At 68.1% G+C, this 13,976-nt stretch carries 14 protein-coding genes and 1 pseudogene; 9 read left to right on the top strand and 6 right to left on the bottom strand.

Going from position 1 to position 13,976, the window contains the following annotated elements:
* The first annotated feature begins 8 nt into the window (after positions 1–8).
* On the top strand, positions 9–404 hold the full coding sequence (locus D7X32_RS05310; protein WP_120601406.1) for a DUF3969 family protein: 396 nt from the start codon (positions 9–11) through the stop codon (positions 402–404).
* Positions 405–415: 11 nt separating this feature from the next.
* Here D7X32_RS05310 and D7X32_RS05305 read toward each other — a convergent pair whose 3' ends face one another.
* A complete protein-coding gene (locus D7X32_RS05305) occupies positions 416–1,273 on the bottom strand; it encodes an SDR family oxidoreductase (RefSeq protein ID WP_120601405.1) in 858 nt (285 codons plus the stop codon).
* 48 nt (positions 1,274–1,321) lie between these two features.
* Positions 1,322–1,483, bottom strand: coding sequence for a hypothetical protein (locus tag D7X32_RS46155; RefSeq protein ID WP_208752324.1), 162 nt, complete (start codon positions 1,481–1,483; stop codon positions 1,322–1,324).
* A gap of 497 nt (positions 1,484–1,980) precedes the next feature.
* Between D7X32_RS46155 and D7X32_RS05295 the strand changes: the two genes are divergently transcribed.
* Together D7X32_RS05295 and D7X32_RS05290 are read left to right on the top strand one after the other, a co-directional pair.
* A complete protein-coding gene (locus tag D7X32_RS05295) occupies positions 1,981–2,523 on the top strand; it encodes a sigma-70 family RNA polymerase sigma factor (RefSeq protein ID WP_120601404.1) in 543 nt (180 codons plus the stop codon).
* The gene (locus D7X32_RS05290) at positions 2,510–3,970 is read left to right on the top strand and encodes a hypothetical protein (RefSeq protein WP_244238857.1); all 1,461 of its coding nucleotides are present in this window, start codon (positions 2,510–2,512) and stop codon (positions 3,968–3,970) included. Before D7X32_RS05295 ends, D7X32_RS05290 begins: the two co-directional genes overlap by 14 nt.
* A 143-nt stretch (positions 3,971–4,113) precedes the next feature.
* On the opposite strand, the gene D7X32_RS05280 is transcribed toward D7X32_RS05290, so the two are convergent.
* Together D7X32_RS05280 and D7X32_RS05275 are read right to left on the bottom strand one after the other, a co-directional pair.
* Positions 4,114–4,614: a serine/threonine protein kinase gene (locus D7X32_RS05280; protein ID WP_120601452.1), complete on the bottom strand. Its 501-nt coding sequence runs from the start codon at positions 4,612–4,614 to the stop codon at positions 4,114–4,116.
* A 10-nt stretch (positions 4,615–4,624) separates the two neighbouring features.
* Positions 4,625–5,515, bottom strand: a complete 891-nt coding sequence (locus tag D7X32_RS05275; RefSeq protein ID WP_244238856.1) for a DUF2381 family protein — start codon at positions 5,513–5,515, stop codon at positions 4,625–4,627.
* 269 nt (positions 5,516–5,784) lie between these two features.
* Here D7X32_RS05275 and D7X32_RS05270 point away from each other — a divergent pair.
* From D7X32_RS05270 to D7X32_RS05260, 3 genes and pseudogenes are all read left to right on the top strand, one after another.
* Positions 5,785–6,300: pseudogene (locus tag D7X32_RS05270) on the top strand (hypothetical protein); the annotation flags it as partial.
* A 337-nt stretch (positions 6,301–6,637) separates the two neighbouring features.
* Positions 6,638–7,840, top strand: a complete 1,203-nt coding sequence (locus D7X32_RS05265; RefSeq protein ID WP_439328982.1) for a DUF2380 domain-containing protein — start codon at positions 6,638–6,640, stop codon at positions 7,838–7,840.
* Positions 7,837–8,307: an NUDIX hydrolase gene (locus tag D7X32_RS05260; RefSeq protein ID WP_120601401.1), complete on the top strand. Its 471-nt coding sequence runs from the start codon at positions 7,837–7,839 to the stop codon at positions 8,305–8,307. The genes D7X32_RS05265 and D7X32_RS05260 overlap by 4 nt, the downstream gene beginning before the upstream one ends.
* Positions 8,308–8,355: 48 nt before the next feature.
* Here the strand turns inward: D7X32_RS05260 and D7X32_RS05255 are convergent, their stop codons facing one another.
* A complete protein-coding gene (locus D7X32_RS05255; protein ID WP_120601400.1) occupies positions 8,356–9,213 on the bottom strand; it encodes an SDR family oxidoreductase in 858 nt (285 codons plus the stop codon).
* Positions 9,214–9,320: 107 nt separating this feature from the next.
* Between D7X32_RS05255 and D7X32_RS05250 the strand changes: the two genes are divergently transcribed.
* The 3 genes from D7X32_RS05250 to D7X32_RS05240 all read left to right on the top strand — a co-directional run bounded on the left by D7X32_RS05250 (position 9,321) and on the right by D7X32_RS05240 (position 11,820).
* Positions 9,321–9,731, top strand: a complete 411-nt coding sequence (locus D7X32_RS05250; RefSeq protein ID WP_120601399.1) for a winged helix-turn-helix transcriptional regulator — start codon at positions 9,321–9,323, stop codon at positions 9,729–9,731.
* A gap of 95 nt (positions 9,732–9,826) precedes the next feature.
* The gene (locus D7X32_RS05245; RefSeq protein WP_120601398.1) at positions 9,827–11,029 is read left to right on the top strand and encodes a GNAT family N-acetyltransferase; all 1,203 of its coding nucleotides are present in this window, start codon (positions 9,827–9,829) and stop codon (positions 11,027–11,029) included.
* Positions 11,030–11,124: 95 nt separating this feature from the next.
* Positions 11,125–11,820, top strand: a complete 696-nt coding sequence (locus tag D7X32_RS05240) for a suppressor of fused domain protein (RefSeq protein ID WP_120601397.1) — start codon at positions 11,125–11,127, stop codon at positions 11,818–11,820.
* Here the strand turns inward: D7X32_RS05240 and D7X32_RS05235 are convergent, their stop codons facing one another.
* Positions 11,821–13,839 (bottom strand): ATP-binding protein, encoded by a 2,019-nt coding sequence (locus D7X32_RS05235; protein ID WP_120601396.1) that lies wholly within the window; start codon positions 13,837–13,839, stop codon positions 11,821–11,823.
* Between the last annotated feature and the right edge of the window lie 137 nt (positions 13,840–13,976).

Here is a 13,976-nt window from a genome sequence, read left to right as displayed (position 1 = left end):
CGGGCGTCATGGCGGCATCCTTCGAACTGCCTCCAGAGACTCCGACAGAGGCCGTAACACTTGCGACCGCAGGGTTCGAGGAGATGCAACGCTTCGTGGCAGTCACGGCCCTGGGCATGTGCCGAGCAATGGCCCTGGGTACCCTGTCTCCTGCCTATGCATGCAGCCGGCTTCTTGGACCGGCGCTGCTGTCCCGCCTCGAAGCGATGGAGGTACACCCTGAACTCCGTCACGCCATCCATCTTGCGACGGAGCTCGAGGATGTGGCCCGGCTCGCACCCGAGGCACTGTCCGGCTCCCTCACGGAGATTGAAGGCAAGCTCTTGAAAGTACTCGCGGACCTGCCGCCCCCTCGCTCCGATGATGAGAAGTGGCTTGTGACGTCTCGGCATCAGGACGAGTGAATTCGTAGGCTTCAGTCCTGCGGGAGCATGGTGCGCAATGCCTCCACCAGCGTCGTGGTGGGCCGGCCGATGAGGCGGCTCAGCGCGCGGCCGGTGTCGTTCAGGTCGCCCCGGGCGATGCCCTCGTCCGCGTTCGCCAGCACGTCAGCGTAGCCCTTGGGCAGGCCCGCCTGCTGGAGCGCGGTGGAGAACTCCGCGGGCAGCAGGTCCTGGTACGGCACCGTCCTGGCGGACTGGCGTGACAACTCCGCCGCGTACTCCGCCAGCGTGAACGCCGTGTCACCGGCGAGTTCGTACACCTGGTTCTCGTGGCCGGTTCCGGTGACCACCGCGATGGCGGCGTCCGCGTAGTCCTGGCGGGTGGCGGGAGCGACACGGCCGTCCCTCGCGCAGCCCCGGAGCACGCCCTGCTCCAGCGTCCGCTTCGCGGCCTCCGTGTAGTTCTCCAGGTACCAGCCGTGGCGCAGGAACACGAACGGGAGCCCCGACGCACGGAGGGCCTTCTCCGTGTCCAGGTGCTCCGGCGCCAGCACGACCCGCGACGTGTCCGCGTGGAGGATGCTCGTGTAGGCCACGAGCTTCACCTCGGCCTTCCTCGCCGCGTCCACCACCGCCTGGTGCTGCTTGCGGCGCTGGCCCACTTCGCTGGAGGAGATGAACAGCACCGTGTCTCCCTTCGAGAACACGCCGTCCCACGTCTCCGGGTGGCTGTAGTCCGCCTTGCGCACCTGCACGCCGCGCGAGGCCCAATCCGTGGCCTTGTCTGGATTGCGCACCGCGACCGCGACCTGGTTCGCGGCGACCTTCTTCAACAGGCCTTCGATGACGAAACGGCCCAACCGGCCTGTGGCTCCCGTGACGATGATCATTGGCGTCCTCCCGCCCTGAGTGAATCAGCGCGGGAGGACGCTCCGCAATCATCCCTGATTGAACGCAGCGCTGATGGCGTTCGCGAACGGCGCCGTGGGCCGGCCGATGAGGCGGCTCAGCGTGCGGCCCGTGTCATTCAGCTCCCGCACGACAGCCTCGCGTCCGCGTCCGCCAACTGCTCGCGCGGCCGAGTCTTGGAAGCTGGCCATGTCGTGGCGGCCTCCACCCCGAGCTGGAATCGCAGGCGGGGCCAGCACACCTCTGGGCGCCTGGGCCGGCACGACTTGAGGAGTCTCCTCACTACGTGAGTGAGCGTCTCTCTCCAGTCGAAAGCGGCGACGAGGCCCTGCACCTGGCACCGCAGCGCTCGTTCAGCTGCGGCGCGCGCCGACAGTCGAGCCAACTGCCCTCGCGCCGGACTTTGACCGGGCGCCCAGCACGTCGCCGACGTGTGCGGGAGGAAGGAGCCCAAGGGTAGGTGGAGGGAAGGGCGGGCCTAGACCTCCCCCCGGGACACTCTCGTCTTCGCCAACCTCCCGGCTCGGGTCCAGACGCACCGCCGTCGAACTCTACGGGGCCGTAGCGAAAGTCCAGACGGACCGGAGCCAAACCTGAAAGCGGGTGGCCGCATGCCAGTGGAATGTGGGAGATGAGTTTCCCATCAAGAAAAGAGGAGAGCGCGCTTCACGACCGGGTGCTGCGAGGGATGCCGGTCGCCAACACGGAGGTCTTCGAACGCTTCATGCCCTTCGTGTTGACGACGCTCCGCCTGGAGATGGGCTGCAAAGAGGAAGAAGCCACCGACTGCGCGCTCCGGGCGGTCTTCGACTACCTGGAGCAGCCCGAGCGCTACGACCGCCACCAGTCGCTCTTGCGCAGTTTCCTGACGCTCGCAGCCAGGAGAAACGTGTTGGATTCACGTCGCTCCGAGAAGGCGCGCATCGTGCGCGAACAAAAATTCGCGGACGTGGTCGAACTCCGGGCGAGGCCTCCGAACGAAGAAATGGAGGCAGCCGTGGAAACCGCCCTGGCCCTGAAAAAACTTGAGCGCCGCAAGATGAAGCCTCGCGACCTGGGGCTGCTCGAGCTCATCCTCCAGGGCGAAAGCTCCACCCTCACGCTGGCCCGACCCTTGGGCCTGGAGGAATTGCCCGAGCGCGAACTCAAGCGAGAGGTGAAGCAGAACCGCGACCGTGTCCTCAAGCAACTGAGACGACTCGGAAAGGAGGACTCCCATGACGAATCCTGACTGGCTGGAAGCCGCGTTCGAACGCAGTTTGCGGGTACCGGAAATGTTGGGCTCCGCGTTGGCATGGTACCGGGACCTGGAGAAGCTCTCCGTCGAAGGGCTCGCCCGGAAGCTGGGCTGCACCGTGGAAACGCTCCACTGGGTGTCCCTGTGTCGCAAGCCCAAGGGCGCGGCGTTCTCCGAGCAGGTGAATCAGATCGCGGAGCGTTTCGAAATCGATGCCTTCAAGCTCTCCCGACTCTTGCGCGATATGGAAGAACCCGAAGTACCCACGGAGGGAAGAAAACCACCGGACGCCAACGACCGCGCGGGCGACGGTGACTACCTCGCGTCCTTCGAGGAATCCCTGCCCCAGACGCTCGACATGGAGCGCTGGGCGAACGGGTTGGAGTTGGAAGCCATCATGCGCGCCTTCCGGGAGCAGATTGGCGGCTCCATGCGCAAGGAGGACAAGCTCCGCGCCACCATCCGCCAGGAATTGCTGCCCCTGCTGAAGACCCGTTCGCAAGCCTCCAAGGGCGCTGGCGTCTATCACGCCACGGAGGCGCAGCTGAAGGCCGTCCACGAGGGCCACCTCTTCCGAGGCAACGTGGAGGCGGTGTACGGCAGCGCGGTCTCGCACGGCACGCAGGCGCTGGGCATCACTCAGCTGGGCATCGCGGCGGTGGGCTACGGCGGCTCGTCGGGGACATTTTCCCAGCGGCTGTTCCGCAAGGACGTCACGCTCCAGATGGATGTCCCCTTCAAACAGGCCCATGAGCACATCGACCGACGGGAGCCCCACTCATGCCAAGTGCTCTGGAGCAAGGACGGCCTTCCGAGGCAGGCCAAGCGGGGCATCCGCACCTACGCGGAGCGGGCCATCCTGGTGGAGCGGCTCCAGGCGGAATGGCGCATGGGCCTGGGCAATCCGCTCGCCTATGAGCTGATCACCGGCTTCGGCTACCGGGGACTGATGGATGCCTCCTTGGAGATGCTTGGGAACCTCATCGAGCGGCACCAGAAGTTCGTCTTCGTCACGGACAAGCTCGAGCACCGGGGGTTCCTCTCGCTGGGGCATTCGTTGAACACGGGCGAGTACGCCATCCTCGAAACGCTGGAAGCGTACGGCGAGGAGATCCTGGACGGCTGGCACTACGACAACGAGGGCCTCCAGAAGGCACGAGCGTTCGTTGAAAGGTATTGTCCCCAGGTCGTCATGGGGCTGTACCGTGCGTCGAACAACTCCCCGCCGCAGCTGTTCTACGCGCACCAGGAGCACGTCCATTTCGCGGTACGCGTGGCCATGGCGGACAGCATCCTCCTTCCGGAGCAGGGCTTTCCTATGCTGTTGGATGTCGCCGCAATGACCTGCCAAAGCGTCTTTGGAGAGGACGGCTTCCAGGAGCTGGTCAAGGATGCTCAGGCAGAGCAACCAGCCACTCCCAAAGAGGCCCGCCGTGCTTGAGGCGTGCGATGCGCCGCGAGGGGTAGATGCCGCGGTGCCCGGCGAGCAGGTACGCCGTTACGGCGACGACGTGGGACAAGACGCTCCCGCCCAACAACTCCACGGCCGCGAGTGACCGATCTTTTCCCCACCGAAATAGGCTCTTAGAGGAACTCGTCCACGATGAAGACGCCCCCGATGGAGAACTCAAGGACGGCGGTTCCAGGCAACGACTCAGGGCGCTTCCGGAGCTGGTTCATCGCCGTCCGCGCCACCGCGCAGATGGGTACCCGCTGTGCTGCACCCGGCGGAAGTGCCTCGTAATAACGGATGACCGCCTGAGGTCCGCTCGTCCAGATGTACCCATAGAGGCGCGTCGGTGACTCCAGCGTTCCCAGGTCGTCGAGCAGCACGCTCTCAACACGCCCCGCGTACAGGGTGATGGGGCGGGCATCCATCTGGTTCGCGTCGAGCTCGGCGGTCGCACCATCCCCCACGCCCAATCGCAGATAGCGCATCGCCTTGAGCGCTTCTTCCGGGCACTTCTCGGGCCCAGGGGTTCCATCGGGCCGCAGGCTCACCCTCCCTGTCGCGGAACCAGCGCAACCCGCGATCAGGGCGACGAGGATGAGACTGCACGCGAACTCAAGCGTCCTGGGGACCATCCCGCAGCTCTTACTCACGCACAAGGCGAGGGTCCAGGACCACATAGCCATGGCGAAGGCCGTCATACCGGTAGATCTCCAGCATCAGGGTCTCCAGATGCCCTTTGGCATCAAGGAAGGCGCTCCGATCCACCACGAAGGCAAAGGTGCCCGACTGCCCCGCTGTAAGCAAAGCGTGTTCGGAACGGACAGCCACCGTTCGCGGATCCTGGCTCTTCAGCGAGGACAGCTTCGCTCGGACCGTCCGCCACGGGCGATCCTCGCTTTGATTCCTCACGGCGATGGTGACCGCGGCCTTGCCCTTGCCCGAGTAGAGCTTCATCGAAAGCTCTGAGTCCGCGTCCACTGCTTCCCAGGACTTGATCAGCCGGAACGGCGTCTGCGCCTCAGCCCCTGAAACCAGCAGCGAGGCAAGTGCATGGTCCGCGGAGGTCTCTTCCTCACGCAGCCGCGCGTTCTCCTCCTCCAACGCATTCTTCGCCTTCAGCGTGCGCGCCAGCACGGAGACCAGGGCCTGATAGCTCTCGCGGTCCTTGAAGACATCCACCTGCTGATCCGCCCTGCCCCACTCCTCCACGGGCGGCCGGAGCAGGAACGACAACTCCGTCCCATCCGCGAGCGTCACGAGCAGGGGAATACTCTCATCCGCCGCCAGGGCTCGGAGGGGCTCGACCACCACCCGCTTCCCCTCGACCACCAGCGGCTCGAAGCGCCCCTCCCAGCCGAGCAGCTTCGTCTTCAGCGGGTCGCAGGGCTGCTCGAACCGGAGCACCGTCACGATCTGCCCCGCCACGTGGATGCGATGGGCCGCATCGTCCGGATGCTCCGACAGCACCAGGGTCCGGACCTGCGCCTTCTCTCGTGGCCCCGCCAGGGCAGGCGTGGCTACAAGGGTGAACAAGACAACGAACCAGCCAGGTAGGGCGTTCCGCATCGAACCTGGACCCTACCCAACCGGCTCTTCTCGCGCCAATCCTCCAGACCTGCTCGGGGGAAGACGCGGCGCCCTCGCCTCCCTCCATGCCTGCTGGGGCATGCATCGCCTGGTTCAGCCGACGTGTCGGACTCGGCGTTTATGACCGGGCTCTGCACGCCGCACTGAAGTGCAGTCAGGAGACACGAGCGATGGGCAACCGCTGGTGGGCGGTGCTGTGGTTGGGGCTCCTTGCCATGCGAGGAGCGGCCACGGCTTCGCCCGACTCCGAGGCTTCTGTCCCCGAGGAGCCGCCCCGCGCCGGGTCTTCGCTGGCACGGCTGGAGGTGGCGACGCTGACGTTTCAGCCGCGCGCGGGCGCAGGCACGGATGAAGGGTTCGTGCAGGTGGAGCCGACCCTCATTCTCGACGGAGGCGCGGAGTTCGGCCTCAACCTGGGCGCTCCGGTGCGGCTACATCTGTGGGGGGCAGGGGAAGGCACGGGCCTCGTGAGGAGGGAGGACTGGGACAGCCTCTCGGACTGGGGGCAGGTGGTGCGCGGCTTCAAGCTCGGCTCGAACAACGCGCCCGTGGGCGTCTGGTTCGGCGCGCTGGAGTCCTACAGCCTGCTGGCCGCGCATCTGGTGCGTCGCTACTCCAACCGCCTCAATCCCGACTACCACCCAGCGGGAGGCTTTCTCACCGGCACGCTGCTGTTCCCTACGATGGAAGGGATGCTGCGTCCGGGTGCTTTCGCGTCAGTGGGCCTGGGGGTGGACAATGCGCGCTGACGCCCTGCTGTTGGCCGTGGTGTTGCTGGCCACGGGATGCGCCTCCGTGTCGCAAGCGCCCGGGCGTGGCCGAAGCTTGAGCTACGCGCCGCGTGAGGCCTCTTCGCCCGCGTGGGTGGAAACTCCGAGCGATGAGCCCTCGCGCGCCGGGGACCTCCTCCCACGCGCCTTCTCCGGGTCCGAGCAACGGCTCCTGCGCCGCCAGCAGCCGCGTGACGACGTGACGGCAGTGGGAGACGGCAGCGTGGAGGGAGCTGTTGGGGGCGGGGCCCGAAGCGCTGCATCGACGCGTCAGGCAGTCGTCGAAGCCACGGACGAGGTGAAGGGTTCCCTGACCCGCGTCGAAGCCGCGTTCTCCAAATTGGCGGCCCGTCCTCCTGCTCTCGGGGAGTGGGGCCTCACTGGCGTCTTCACGCGCTACCTCGACCAGGGCTCCAAGCAGGTGACGTGGCTTCATGGCGCGCTTGGGAGCGCCACCGCGTTGACGGATGCGGCCTCGGAAGTCGGCGACACGGACATGGAGCTGGGTCTCTTGCGCATGACGGGGCCGAAGCTCCAGGCGGCCTGGTTCGGGACCCACCTGCTGGCCACCTGGGTGGACTTCCTGCACCTCGCGGACGCCGTGCTTCGCAACTGCCCGATGTGCAGCGTCGAGAAGCTCTTCACCGACCTTCATCGCGTGCAGGGAATGATGGAGCCCACGCTGACGGACCTCGCCTCACTGGACCCGGAGCGGGTCGAGGCCGCGACGACCGCGATGCCCGAGCTGATGGGAAAGCTGACGCGTGAGTTCGACACGCTCCAGCGGGAAACCCGCGCGACCATGAAGCTCGGCGGGCAGATCATCGCGGCGATGCAGGCGGTGGAGATGGTCACGATGATTTCCACGCTGAAGATGTCGCTGCCCCGCGTGCCGCCCTCGGCCCCCGCGACGCTTGGCGTGGGGCTCGTGATGAGTTCGGGTGGAGTGATGGTGGGCTCGCGGATTGCGGTCTCCGCTGAGTGGGTGGAGATGATGCGAAGGCTCGTGCAGGCGGGCGTCATCTCCGTTCCTGCCGTCAGCGCGGCCGTCCTCATTCAGGGCGGACAGGTCATGATGGCCCAGGCGTATCAGGACCTACCCAAGGGCGTGCGCGACGCGCTGGGAGACGGTCCCGAGGTGCGCGGCATGCACGAAACCGGCAGAGCGGGGGCGGGTATGTCGGACGCTCCGAAGCACCATGTGCTGCCGCAAGAGCACCGCGAGTGGTTCGAGCAGCGCGGCTTCAAGGGAGCAATGGACATCGACCAGTTCTGCGTCCGGTTGGAGCAGGCCCACCACGAAGCGATTCACGGTGGGGGGAACTGGCAGCTGGGGCGCATGTGGCCCGGTGAGTGGAACCGGATGATCATGGATGCGCTGTTCAAAGCTGAGGCGAGGGCCGGCCGGATGTTGACGCGGAACACAATCCTGCGGATCGTCGCGGCGTATTTGAAGGAGTACGACATCCCGATGAACTTCATTCCAGGGAGAGGACGATGACCGACGGACGATCCTGGAAGGGAAACTGGAAGGCCCGCCTATACGAGCGCGTCCGTGAGCGCGGCTACGACTCGCTGACCGCCTTCGCCGAAGCACGCCCTACCGCATCGCTGGTGGCACTGGCCGAGGAGCTTGGACGGGACGATATCGCCGGGGTGCAGGTATTCGGCGGGTTGGTGGCGGAGGCGGAGCGCAGCAAGCAGCTCACACGACTGGTGCGCGGACAGTTCGTGCGCGAACTGTACGCGTGTCTCCCCACCGGCTGGCCGTCCGTACTGGATGACGACGCTCGGCTAGAGGTTGCCATCGCGCTCGGTCATTGGTTTGCCCACACCCCAGAGATTCACAAAGAGCGCGTTGACCGGGCCAGCGATGCGCTCCTTGCCCATCCGCCACCGCCCGGCTGGCAACCGCTCGGTCCCGATGACGAGCTTCTCCGGACGCTCCTCCCCGACGAGGAAGCCTGACCCGCGAGGCTCCCCCGCGGGCCGTTGAAGGGGGACGCCCCCCGGAACTCAGCCCTGCTTCAACGCCGCGCCAATCGCATTCGCGAACGGCGCCGTGGGCCGGCCGATGAGGCGGCTCAGCGTGCGGCTCGCATCATTCAGCTCCCCGCGCGCAAGCCCCGCGTCCGCGTCCGCCAGCACCTCCGCAAAGGGCTTGGGCACCCCCACCTGCTGGAGCGCCGCGGAGAACTCCGGCACCGGCAGGTCCACGTACTTCACCGGCTTGCCGGACTGGCGCGACAGCTCCGCCACGTACTCCGGCAGCGTGAAGCTCGCATCCCCCGCCAGCTCGTACACCTGGTTCTCGTGGCCCGTGCCCGTCAGCACCGCGACCGCCGCGTCCGCGTACTCCTGGCGCGTGGCCGTGGCCACCCTGCCCTCCTTCGCGCTGCCCTGCACCACGCCGTACTGGAGCGCCGGCCCCGCGTGCTCCGTGTAGTTCTCCACGTACCAGCCGTTGCGCAGGAACACGTACGGGATGCCCGACGCGCGGATGGCCTCCTCCGTCGCCTTGTGCTCCCCCGCCAGCGACAGGCCGCTTTTGTCCGCGAACAGGATGCTCGTGTAGGCCAGCAGCTTCACGCCCGCCTTCTTCGCCGCCTCAATCACCACCGAGTGCTGCGGGAAGCGCTTGCCCACCTCGTTCCCGGAGATGAGCAGCACCGTGTCCCCCTTCCCGAACGCCCCGTTCAGGGTCTCCGGCCGGTCGTAGTCCACCTTGCGCACCTGCACCCCGCGCGCCGCCCAGTCCTTCGCCTTGTCCGGATCGCGCACCGCCACCGCCACCTGGTTCGCCGGCACCTTCTTCAGCAGGCCCTCGATGACGAACCGACCCAGCTTCCCCGTGGCTCCCGTGACGACAAACATGGCTTCGCCCTTTCCTTCCCGCGCTCCAGGCGCGAAATCGAACTGGGCTTACCGTAACGGGGGTACTCTCTTTTCGTAAGTACGCACCTCATGGTAAGTGTCACGTCATGAAGGCAAGCAAGGGCAGTCCGCTGCTGGAGAAGGTGAAGCAGCGCGGGGACCTGTACGCGGCGATGTGTCCCTCGCGCGGCGTCCTGGAGCACGTCACCAGCCAGTGGGGCGTGCTGGTGCTGGTCGCGCTCAAGGAAGAGGGCACCCACCGCTTCAGCGAACTGCGCCGCAAGGTGGGCGGGGTGAGCGAGAAGATGCTCGCCCAGACGCTCCAGGCGCTGGAACAGGACGGCTTCGTGCACCGGGAAGCCCACCCGGTGATTCCCCCCCACGTGGACTACACCCTCACGCCCCTGGGGGAAGAGGTGGCCGTCCACGTGGAGGCACTGACCACCTGGATTGAAGACAACCTGCCCCGGGTGATGACCGCCCGGACCAAGGCTCCGGCCCGCAAGAAGGCCTCGTAGGGTGCCGAACCTCGGACCCTGGGCCCGCTCGCCCGGGTGCCCTCCGGCGGGACGAACGGGAGCGCAGGAGACAGGCCCGCGTTAAGACTGCCCCCGTGCCCGCCGACACCCCGCTCCAGGTCCGCATTCTCGATGCCATCCGCGATGTCCCGGCCGCCCAATGGGATGCCCTGGTCGCGCCCGGCGCGCCCCCCTTCGTGCGCCACGCGTGGCTGTCCGCCATGGAGGAGAGCGGCAGCGCCACCGAGGACACCGGCTGGGCCCCGCACCACCTGACGCTGTGGCGGGGCAAGAAGCTGGTCGCCGCCGCGCCCGCCTACCTCAAGTTCCACAGCATGGGCGAGTACATCTACGACTTCGGCTGGGCCAACGCCGCCGCCCAGCTGGGCGTGGAGTACTACCCGAAGCTGCTCGTGGGCGGCCCCCTGTCCCCCGCCACCGTGCCGCGCTTCCTCACCGCCCCGGGCGAGGACGCCGCTCCCCTGCGCCGCGCGCTCCTCCAGGCCGCCGTGGAGAGCGCCCAGGAGCAGGGCTGCTCCGGCGTGCACGTGCTCTACCCCACCGACGAAGAGGCGGACCTCCTGGAGGAGGCCGGGCTCGCGCGCCGCATCACGCTCCAGTTCCATTGGAAGAACCCGGGCTACGGGAGCTACGACGACTACCTGGCCCGCTTCGACTCCAAGCGCCGCAACCAGCTCAAGCGCGAGCGCGGCGCCGCGGCCACGCAGGGCATCCAGCTGCGCACCGTGCGCGGCGCGGACCTGACGCAGGAGCACGCCCGGCGCGCGTACACCTTCTACACGTCCACCTGCGAGCGCCACGCCTGGGGCCAGGTGCAGCTCACCCCGGGCTTCTTCGAGCGCGTCTTCCGCGACCTGCCCCACGCGGTGGAGATGGTGGAGGCGGTGAAGGACGGGCAGGTCATCGCGGGGGCCTTCAACCTGGCCACGCCGGAGCGGCTCTACGGCCGCTACTGGGGGTGCACGGAAGAGCACCCCTTCCTGCACTTCAACGTCTGCCTGTATCACTCCGTGGACGACTGCATCCGCGCGGGCCGCAAGGTGTTCGAACCCGGCGCGGGGGGTGAACACAAGGTGTCGCGCGGCTTCGAGCCCACCGCCGTCCACAGCGCCCACCTGATTTTCGACAAGCGCCTGGACAAGGCGGTGCGGAGCTTCCTGCGCATGGAGCACTCGCGGCTGGCACCCGCCGTGGAGGAGGCGGAGCGCATCTGCGGCCTCAAGCCGTGGGCCCCTGCCCCTGGGTCAACCGGAGCCGGTGGGGCCACCGGCACCTGAAAAACCTGAACGTCTGTCCGCCAGCCCACCGGCCGGAAGACGTCCGCGCTCGGTTCAAGTTGTGAAATCGGGGTGAACCTCTAGAGTCCGCCCCCATGAAAGTCCCGGAGACAGAGGAAGACTTCATCCAGTGGTACGAAGACTGCTGGGCGGACCGCGACGAGGTGGAGTACCCGAAGCTGTTCGGCACCATCCGCGAGGACGTGGACCTCCTGGAGGGCACGGGCGTGCTGGAGGGGTGGCTGGAGAGCGAGCTGGCCCAGGGCACGGAGATGGATCCGAACTGGCTCCCCATGGGTGTCCGCGTGGCGCCCCCCAGTGAGCAGTACCCGTACTGGACCTACGTGACGAGCGGCCTGTCCAACCCCTTCACGGTGGCCCCCGGCGAGGACCTGGCGGACGACGCCCGCAGCGGCCTGGGCTACGAGATGGTCATCCACACGCCCGAGGAGGAGCGCTGGCCCGTACTGCGCCTCATGGACATGATGGCCTACAACCTCGTGTGCGCGCGGCTGTTCGCCATGGGCCACCGCTACCCGGTGGACGGCACCCTCACCGGCGGTGAGACGAAGCTCGCGGGCTTCGTGTTCGTGAAGGACGCCAACCGCCCCAGCCACTTCACCCTGCCCAGCGGCCAGGTGGAGCTGCTCACGCTGGTGGGCGTGACGAAGAACGAGATGGCCTTCGCGCGCTCCAACGGCATGGACAGCCTGATGAAGCGGCTGGCCGACCCCGCGAACCCGAGCACCGCGTACATCACGCGGCCGGAGCGCGACGAGGTGAAGCTGTAGTCACACCGCCTGGCCGCCGCGCGCTCCGGTGCGCGGCGGCGAGGACTCCACCAGCGCGTGCAGCAGGCCCGGCTCGAAGGGCTTTTCGATGCGCGGCAGGGGCACGGCCTGGAGGAAGGCGCGGGCGCGCTCCGTGAAGCTGCCGCCCGTCATGAACACGAAGCGCGACAGCAGCTCCGGCCGGCGCCGCGACAGCTCCGCGTGCACGTCCATGCCGGTGAGGTCCGCCATCATCAGGTCGCAGAAGACGCGGTCGAAGGCGTCATCCTGCTCCAGCAGCGTCAGCGCCTCCCGGCCGCTGTGCGCCACCACCACGTCATGCTGCCGGCCGAGGATGCGCCGGAGCACCGAGGTGAGCTGCGGCTCGTCGTCCACCACCAGCACGCGCTTGCGTGAAGACCCTTCCTCCGCGCGCACCGCGGGGACGCCCGGGTGCACGGCCCGCTCCGCGACGGGCAGCCGCAACTGGAAGGTGCTGCCCAGGCCGGGGATGCTGGTGGCCGTCAGCTCGCCGTGCATGCTGCGCACGAGCCCCAGGCAGATGGACAGCCCCAGGCCGCTGCCCTCCCCCATGGGACGCGTGGTGAAGAACGGCTCGAAGGCGCGCTGAAGCACCTCCGGGGTCATACCCAGGCCGGTGTCGGACACCTCCGCCAGCACCCACGCGCCCTCGCGGCGGGTGGTGAGCGTCACCCGGTGGCGCTCAAAGGCGCCAGAGGGGATGGCGTGCGCGGCGTTGATGAGCAGGTGGAGGAACACCTGGCCCAGGCGCGCCTCGTGCGCCAGCGCGGGCGGCACCTGGCCGAAGTTGCGCTCCACCTGGGCGCGGCTGCGCAGGTGGGTCATCGCCATGGAGACGCCGAACTCCAGCGCCGCGTGCACGTCCACGGGCCCCAGGCGCAGCTCGTCCGCGCGGGCGAAGGTCTGCAGGTCGCGCACGATGACGCGGATCCGCTCCGCCCCTTCGCGCGCCTCGCGCAGCGCATCCAGCGCCTCGTTCAGGCCTTCCTGGAGGCTGGCGCTCGCGCCAGGGCGGCGGGCGAGCGGCGTGAGCTGCTCCACCGCGAACTGGAGGTTGCCGGTGACGTAGGACAGGGGGTTGTTGATTTCGTGGCCCACGCCCGCGGCCAGCTGGCCCGCCATGGCCAGCTTCTCCGACTGCACCAGCCGCTCGCGCGCGGCCATCAGCTCGTGCGTGCGGCGCTGGGCGAGCGCCTCCGCCTCCAGGCGGCCGGAGTGCTCGCGGGCGAGCAGCGCGTCGCGCTCCGCCTGCACGCGCTTCTTGTCGGTGATGTCTCGCGCGTAGGTGGAGATGTTCCGGCCGCTGGACCAGGCATGCACCTCGTGCCAGCGGTCCCGCCCGGTGCGCACCTCGAAGAGGCGGTAGCTCTCCTCGGCGGCCACCTCGCGCAGCGAGCGCTCGAACGGGGTGCCGCACAGCTCCGGGCACGCGTCCCACAGCACGCGGCGGAAGAGGGTCTCCTGCGAGCGGCCGGTGAGCGCGGCGGCGTTGCGGTTCACGTAGGTGATGCGCCAGTCCGTATCCACGGTGAAGAAGGCGTCCGGCATGCTCTCCAGCACGTCGCGCACCCAGTCCAGCGTCTCGCGCAGCCCCTCCTCCACCCGTTGGGCGCTGGTGATGTCACGCAGGCGCAACAGCACCCCGTCACGCAGGGGCACCGCGGTGCCCTGCATCAGGACGTCCCCTTCCGTGAAGTTGTCCGCGTGCGGCCGGCCGGACTCCACCACCTGGCGCAGCACGTCCATGCGGCCGGCGATGCCGCCCTTCGAGGACACCTCGCCCAGGCGCCGGCCACGGAGGTACTCCGCCCCCCGGCCCAGCGCGCGCGCCGCGGCGGGGTTCGCCCACAGCCACTCGAAGTCCAGGATGGCGCCGCCAGGCGAGCGCACGGCGCGCAGCACCATGCACGCCTCGGGATGTTCCCGCTCGGCCTCTTCCAGCGCGGCCAGGAGCGCATCCGGGAGCGGAAGGGCCACGGTCGTATCGGTCGCGGACATCCGCCTCCTCGCGGCCCCGGCACTGCCCACCCCCCGGGGAGCCCGCATGTCGCCACGAATCGCACGGCCGCTCAAGCCAGCCCCAACCTTCGTATCTTTCTTAACCTTCTAGAATTGCAAGGAATCAGGACCCAACG

The sequence above is a fragment of the Corallococcus carmarthensis genome, assembly GCF_003611695.1.
GTDB classification, from domain to species: Bacteria; Myxococcota; Myxococcia; order Myxococcales; family Myxococcaceae; genus Corallococcus; species Corallococcus carmarthensis.
The sequence above is the reverse complement of the archived record's forward strand: the minus strand, read 5'-3'. Positions and strand labels throughout refer to the sequence as shown.

Coding starts and splice junctions, on each gene's coding strand:
- D7X32_RS05255 (WP_120601400.1), bottom strand. CDS start 9,213: ATGTTTGTCGTCACGGGAGCCACGGGGAAGCTGGGTCGGTTCGTCATC.
- D7X32_RS05260 (WP_120601401.1), top strand. CDS start 7,837: ATGACCGACGGACGATCCTGGAAGGGAAACTGGAAGGCCCGCCTATAC.
- D7X32_RS05240 (WP_120601397.1), top strand. CDS start 11,125: ATGAAAGTCCCGGAGACAGAGGAAGACTTCATCCAGTGGTACGAAGAC.
- D7X32_RS05235 (WP_120601396.1), bottom strand. CDS start 13,839: ATGTCCGCGACCGATACGACCGTGGCCCTTCCGCTCCCGGATGCGCTC.
- D7X32_RS05310 (WP_120601406.1), top strand. CDS start 9: ATGGCGGCATCCTTCGAACTGCCTCCAGAGACTCCGACAGAGGCCGTA.
- D7X32_RS05280 (WP_120601452.1), bottom strand. CDS start 4,614: ATGGTCCCCAGGACGCTTGAGTTCGCGTGCAGTCTCATCCTCGTCGCC.
- D7X32_RS05290 (WP_244238857.1), top strand. CDS start 2,510: ATGACGAATCCTGACTGGCTGGAAGCCGCGTTCGAACGCAGTTTGCGG.
- D7X32_RS46155 (WP_208752324.1), bottom strand. CDS start 1,483: ATGGCCAGCTTCCAAGACTCGGCCGCGCGAGCAGTTGGCGGACGCGGA.
- D7X32_RS05250 (WP_120601399.1), top strand. CDS start 9,321: ATGAAGGCAAGCAAGGGCAGTCCGCTGCTGGAGAAGGTGAAGCAGCGC.
- D7X32_RS05295 (WP_120601404.1), top strand. CDS start 1,981: ATGCCGGTCGCCAACACGGAGGTCTTCGAACGCTTCATGCCCTTCGTG.
- D7X32_RS05305 (WP_120601405.1), bottom strand. CDS start 1,273: ATGATCATCGTCACGGGAGCCACAGGCCGGTTGGGCCGTTTCGTCATC.